Origin of the sequence: Streptomyces sp. NPDC056527, from assembly GCF_042794475.1 — a bacterium.
Taxonomy (GTDB): Bacteria; Actinomycetota; Actinomycetes; order Streptomycetales; family Streptomycetaceae; genus Streptomyces.
This window is the reverse complement of the sequence record NZ_JBHTTQ010000194.1, coordinates 1-5,941: the sequence shown is the minus strand read 5'-3', so window position 1 is coordinate 5,941 and position 5,941 is coordinate 1. Positions and strand designations below refer to the sequence as shown.

Genomic DNA, 5,941 nt, shown 5'->3' with positions numbered 1-5,941 from the left:
GCACCCCGTGCAAGGGGTGCCGCCCTTCGGCGTTCGTCGCGGACCGGTGCTACTTGCGCATGACCTCGGGCTCGTGGCGGCGCAGCAGGCGCGCCACCGCGAAGCCGCAGACGATGCCGATGAGCAGCAGGATCGTGAGGTTGAAGCCCCACTGGCCGACGGTGTGGTCCCACAGCGGGTCCAGGTTGGTCGGGTCCTTGTGGTCCCACGGCGGCATGAGGTGCGCCAGGTCGAGGGTCGAGCCCGCGGCGGCGATGGCCCAGCGCGAGGGCATCAGCCAGGCGAACTGCTCCAGGCCGGGCGATCCGTACACCTGGAAGAGGATGCCGGTGAACACGACCTGGACGATCGCGAACATGACGAGCAGCGGCATCGTCTTCTCGGCGGTCTTCACCAGCGAGGAGATGACCAGGCCGAACATCATCGAGGTGAAGCCGAGCGCGATGATCGTGACGCAGAGCTCGACGGCCGGCGGGAGCACCAGACCCTCGGCCGGCAGCTCACGGGTGGCGAAGCCGATACCGCAGATGATCACGCCCTGGATGGCGGTGATCACGCCGAGGACGATGACCTTGGACATCAGGTACGCCGAGCGGGACAGGCCGGTGGCCCGCTCCCGTTCGTAGATGACCCGCTCCTTGATCAGCTCTCGTACGGAGTTGGCGGCGCCAGAGAAGCACATGCCGACCGCGAGGATCAGCATGATGGTGCCGGCGTCGCCGTTGAAGCGGGACGGCGGCGTCGGCGGCGCGAGGCCGAAGTCGGCCGGGATGACGACCGAGACCAGGCCGAGGACGGCCGGCAGGATCACCATCAGACCGATGAAGCCCTTGTCCGAGGCGATCACCGAGGAGTAGCGGCGGATCAGGGTCCACAGCTGGGAGCCCCAGCCCTGCGGCTTGGGCTGCCTGGCCATGGCCTGCTGCGGCATCTGGACCGGCTGCGCGGCGACGGCGTCGATGTCCGCGGCGTACATCTGGTAGTGCTGGGAGCCCTTCCAGCGGCCCGCCCAGTCGTAGTCGCGGTAGTTCTCGAAGGCGGAGAAGACATCGGCCCAGGTGCTGTAGCCGAAGAAGTTCAGCGCCTCCTCCGGCGGACCGAAGTAGGCCACGGAGCCGCCGGGCGCCATGACGAGGAGCTTGTCGCACAGGCCCAGCTCGGCCACCGAGTGGGTGACGACGAGGACGGTGCGGCCGTCGTCGGCGAGACCGCGGAGCAGCTGCATGACGTCGCGGTCCATGCCCGGGTCGAGGCCGGAGGTCGGCTCGTCCAGGAAGATCAGCGACGGCTTGGTCAGGAGCTCCAGCGCGACGGAGACGCGCTTGCGCTGGCCACCGGAGAGGGAGGTGACCTTCTTCTCCTTGTGGATGTCGAGCTTGAGCTCGCGCAGCACCTCGTCGATACGGGCCTCGCGCTCGGCCTCGGCGGTGTCGCCGGGGAAGCGGAGCTTGGCCGCGTACTTGAGGGCCTTCTTGACGGTCAGCTCCTTGTGCAGGATGTCGTCCTGCGGGACCAGACCGATGCGCTGGCGCAGCTCGGCGAACTGCTTGTAGAGGCTCCGGTTGTCGTAGAGGACATCGCCCTCGTTGGCCGGGCGGTATCCGGTGAGCGCCTTGAGCAGGGTGGACTTGCCGGAGCCGGACGGGCCGATGACACCGATCAGCGACTTCTCGGGGACGCCGAAGGAGACGTCCTTGAGGATCTGCTTGCCGCCGTCGACGGTGACCGTCAGATGGCGGGCCGAGAAGGAGACCTCACCGGTGTCGACGAACTCCTCGAGCTGGCCGCCGACCATCCGGAAGGTCGAGTGACCGACACCGACGATGTCGTTGGGGCCGATGAGGACGGAGCCGCCCTTGGCGATCGGCTGACCGTTGACGTACGTGCCGTTGTGGGATCCGAGGTCGCGGATCTCGAAGCGGCCGTCGGGCGTGGCGTGGAACTCGGCGTGGTGGCGCGAGACCTGGAGGTCGGAGACGACCAGCTCGTTCTCGAGCGCACGACCGATGCGCATCACGTGGCCGAGGGCCAGCTGGTGGAACGTGGTGGGGCTGCGGTCCCCGTAGACCGGCGGCGCCCCCGCGGCTCCGCCGCCCTGGCCGGGCACCTTCTGCGCCAACTGCTCGACGGGGCCGCCCTGCTGCGGGAACTGCTGTCCCTGTCCCTGCTGCTGCCAGCTCTGCTGCTGCGGCGGCGGGGCCTGGTGCGTGGCCCAGTCGGCCTGTGCGGCGGCCTGCTGGGCGTTCGGGGCGCCATGAGCCGCCTGCGCCGCGTGCGGCGCCTGGGCCGCTGCCTGTTGCTGGGCCGGGGCTCCGCCGGCGAGGTTCAGCCGCGGGCCGTCGGTCGCATTGCCGAGGTGTACCGCGGAGCCGGGGCCGATCTCCATCTGGTGGATCCGCTGCCCCTGCACGAAGGTGCCGTTGGTCGAGCCGTGGTCTTCGATGACCCAACTCCGGCCGCCCCAGCTGATGGTGGCGTGGCGCCACGAGACCCTGGCGTCGTCGATCACCAGGTCGCCCTGCGGATCACGTCCCAGGGTGTACGACCTGGACGGATCGAGAGTCCAGGTCCTTCCGTTCAATTCCAGTACGAGTTCTGGCACTCCATGCCCCACTACTTGTCCCCCGATGTACCCCCGTCGCAGGGAGTCTAGGGATGGCGAACATCGGGGGGAACTATTTCAGGCCCTGCCCTTACTCCGAAAGTCGGGCAGTGTGAAGACCCCGCAGAGGCGTGCTTCGACCGCCCCCGCACGGGCCGTTGACGCGAGGAGAAATCACCCCGGAGAGTGGTAAGCGCCCATGAGTGCATACGGATCATGCATCAATGGGGCAACTCGCCACGAACCGGGGGGTTCTGATGGATGCGGGCGGCGATGGCGGGCGGGCGGGCGCGATCGATGTGATTCTGGCCTCGATCGCCGCGGTGAGCTGGGCACTGGTGGGGATGGCGGGCGCCGCGGCGCTCGGGCTGCATCTGCTGGGCGCTGACGCGACCGGAGGGCTCGGGCCGATGACGGCCGCCGTGGTCGTCCTCGGTGTGGGCGGGTCGGTGACGCCGTCGGGCGACGTGTCGGCGTTCGGTCTGGAGGGAGCGGCGGTGGAGACCGTCGTCGACTTCACGCCATTGGGGGTCTCCCTGACGGGAGCGGTCTTCCTCGCGTACTTCTTCCTGCGCTCGCTGCGCCGTGCCGGGCCGTACGTCTCGGGGACGGAACTCGCCGCCCGGGTCCTGGTCCTGGTGACGCTGTTCCTCGCGGTCGTGGCCGGTCTGGCGTGGGCCGGGAACGACGTGGTGACCATCGACGGGGGCGCGTGGGGCGTCGAAGAGATCCCGGGGGCGGGCGGGATCGGGGACATCGACGTCGGTGGCATCGGGGACGTCGGAGGGCTGCTGCCGGACAGGGTCGGGGACCTGGTGGAGGCGGAGGCGTCGGTGGGGTTCTCGGTGAACGCCGTCGAGTCGCTGGCGGGCGCGCTGTTCTGGGTCCTCGGGGTCGTCCTGATCGCGCTGCTCGCCGCGCGGCGGGCGCCGCTGCCGCCGGGGCGGGTCGGGGACGCGGTGCGACGCGCGGCCCGGCCTGCGGCCTCGGCGCTGGTGACGGTGTTCCTGGTGGCGGTGGTCGCCGGATACGCGGCGGCGGGGTACGCGGCGCTCGGCGACGAGCATCCGCGCCGGGTGGTCGGGGCCGCGCTGCTGGGCGCGCCGAACGGGGTGGGGCTCGGGGTGCCGCTCGGGCTCTTCGTGCCCTGGCGAGGGTCGGCGCGCGGGTCGTTGGCGGAGGTGCTGCCGGATCCGCTGGGCGCGCTCGTACGGGGTTCGGCGGAGCGACCGGTGACGGTGGGCCGGCTCGCGGAGCTCGACGAGGGGGTCTGGCTGCTCGCGGTCGCCGCGGCCGTGACGATGCTCGCCGCGGGGGTGCTTGCCGCGGCCCGTACGCCACGGGCGGGGCTGGGCGCGGTCGCCTTCGCCCGGCGGTGCGGGGTGCGGCTGGGCGTGGCGACCGCTCTCGCGCTGCCGTTGTCGGTGGTGCTGAGCGGGGTGTCGGTGGACGCGTCGCTCGCGGTGCTCGGGATCGACGCCTTCGACGCGGGGATCGAGCTGCACGGGGACGTTCGGGCGGCGCTGCTGCTGGGGGCGGTGTGGGGAGCGGGTGCGGGCGGCCTGGGGGCGCTGCTCGCCTGCGCCGTGGGGGTGGCGGGTGGCCGGGTGCGTACGTACGGGGATCCGACGGCGGCCCCGGCCCCGACCGGGGCGCGGGCGCCGGGGCCGCCGTACCGCCCGTCGGGTGCGGGGACGCGTCCGCACGGGAGCGGGGAGGGGGGTGGGCTGCACAGCGCTCCGACACAGGCGGGCCATCCCGGCCTCTGGGCGCCTCCCCCGCCACCGCCGCCTCCACCACCCCCGCCGGCCCGGCCGCCCGGGCCGCGACCCGGTCCGCCTGGCCCGTCCGGTCCGGCCGGCCCGCACCCCGGCGGCTCCGGGCGCGAGTGGTCGTGACTGGCCGCGCCCACTCCCGGCGGCTCCGGGCGCGGGTCGTCGTGACTGGCCGCGCCCGCCTCCCTTCCGAGGGCTACGGTGACAAGGGTGCGACCAGCCGGGTGTCCGGTACGCGGGACGGGGGGACTGGTGGCACCCAGTGCCCGATACGGTGGAACCACCATGAGCGCATCGCAGACCTCAGACGTTCCCACCCTTCTCGTCAAGATCTTCGGGAAGGACCGTCCCGGGATCACCGCCGGGCTCTTCGACACCCTCGCCGCCTACTCCGTCGACGTCGTGGACATCGAGCAGGTCGTGTCCCGCGGCCGCCTCGTCCTGTGCGCGCTCGTCACCGAGCCGACCGTCGCCTCCCAGGGCGAACTGCGCGCGACCATCCACAGCTGGGCCGAGTCGCTGAAGCTCCAGGCCGAGATCATCTCCGGCACCGGCGACAACCGGCCGCGCGGCAGTGGCCGTTCGCACGTCACCGTCCTCGGGCACCCGCTGACCGCCGAGCAGACCGCCGCCATAACGGCCAGGATCGCCGATAAGGGCGGCAACATCGACCGTATCTTCCGCCTCGCGAAGTACCCCGTGACGGCGGTCGAGTTCGCCGTATCGGGTTGCGAGACCGAGCCGCTGCGGACCGCGCTGGCCACCCAGGCCCACGACATCGGTGTGGACGTGGCCGTCGTCTCCGCGGGGCTGCACCGCCGTGCGCAGCGGCTGGTCGTCATGGATGTCGACTCCACGCTGATCCAGGACGAGGTCATCGAGCTCTTCGCGGCGCACGCGGGCTGCGAGGACAAGGTCGCCGAGGTCACGGCCGCGGCGATGCGCGGCGAGCTGGACTTCGAGCAGTCCCTCCACGCGCGCGTGGAGCTGCTGGCCGGGCTCGACGCCTCGGTGGTGGACAAGGTCCGGGCCGAGGTACGGCTCACCCCCGGCGCCCGCACCCTCATCCGTACGCTCAAGCGGCTCGGCTACCAGGTCGGCGTGGTCTCGGGCGGATTCACCCAGGTCACGGACGATCTCAAGGAGAGGCTGGGGCTCGACTTCGCCTCGGCCAACACCCTGGAGATCGTGGACGGCAAGCTGACCGGGCGGGTCACCGGCGAGATCGTGGACCGGGCGGGCAAGGCGCGGCTGCTGCGGCGGTTCGCCACGGAGGCGGGCGTGCCGCTCTCCCAGACCGTGGCGATCGGTGACGGCGCCAACGACCTGGACATGCTGAACACGGCCGGCCTCGGTGTGGCCTTCAACGCCAAGCCCGTGGTACGCCAGGCCGCCCACACCGCCGTGAACGTGCCCTTCCTCGACACGGTCCTCTATCTGCTGGGAATCACCCGCGAGGAGGTCGAGGCGGCGGACGGCGACGAGGAGGATCTGCTGCACTGACGTCCGCGTCCCGCACCGCCCCGCCGCGTACGGCGAAAGGGCCCGGCCACCCACGGTGGCC

3 protein-coding genes are annotated in these 5,941 nt (G+C 71.7%); 2 read left to right on the top strand and 1 reads right to left on the bottom strand.

Annotated elements, in window-relative coordinates:
• Positions 1-49: 49 nt before the first annotated feature.
• A complete protein-coding gene (locus ACFQ7Q_RS37340; protein WP_383563479.1) occupies positions 50-2,614 on the bottom strand; it encodes an FHA domain-containing protein in 2,565 nt (854 codons plus the stop codon).
• A 212-nt stretch (positions 2,615-2,826) separates the two neighbouring features.
• On the opposite strand from ACFQ7Q_RS37340, the gene ACFQ7Q_RS37335 reads away from it, so the two are divergent.
• Positions 2,827-4,500 (top strand): streptophobe family protein, encoded by a 1,674-nt coding sequence (locus tag ACFQ7Q_RS37335; protein ID WP_383563476.1) that lies wholly within the window; start codon positions 2,827-2,829, stop codon positions 4,498-4,500.
• Positions 4,501-4,662: 162 nt separating this feature from the next.
• Positions 4,663-5,880, top strand: coding sequence for a phosphoserine phosphatase SerB (gene serB / locus ACFQ7Q_RS37330; protein ID WP_383563472.1), 1,218 nt, complete (start codon positions 4,663-4,665; stop codon positions 5,878-5,880).
• Positions 5,881-5,941: the final 61 nt, after the last annotated feature.

What these genes read in the sequence shown, in the direction of transcription:
- ACFQ7Q_RS37335 (WP_383563476.1), top strand. Translation starts at nt 2,827, where the DNA reads ATGGGGCAACTCGCCACGAACCGGGGGGTTCTGATGGATGCGGGCGGC.
- serB (WP_383563472.1), top strand. Translation starts at nt 4,663, where the DNA reads ATGAGCGCATCGCAGACCTCAGACGTTCCCACCCTTCTCGTCAAGATC.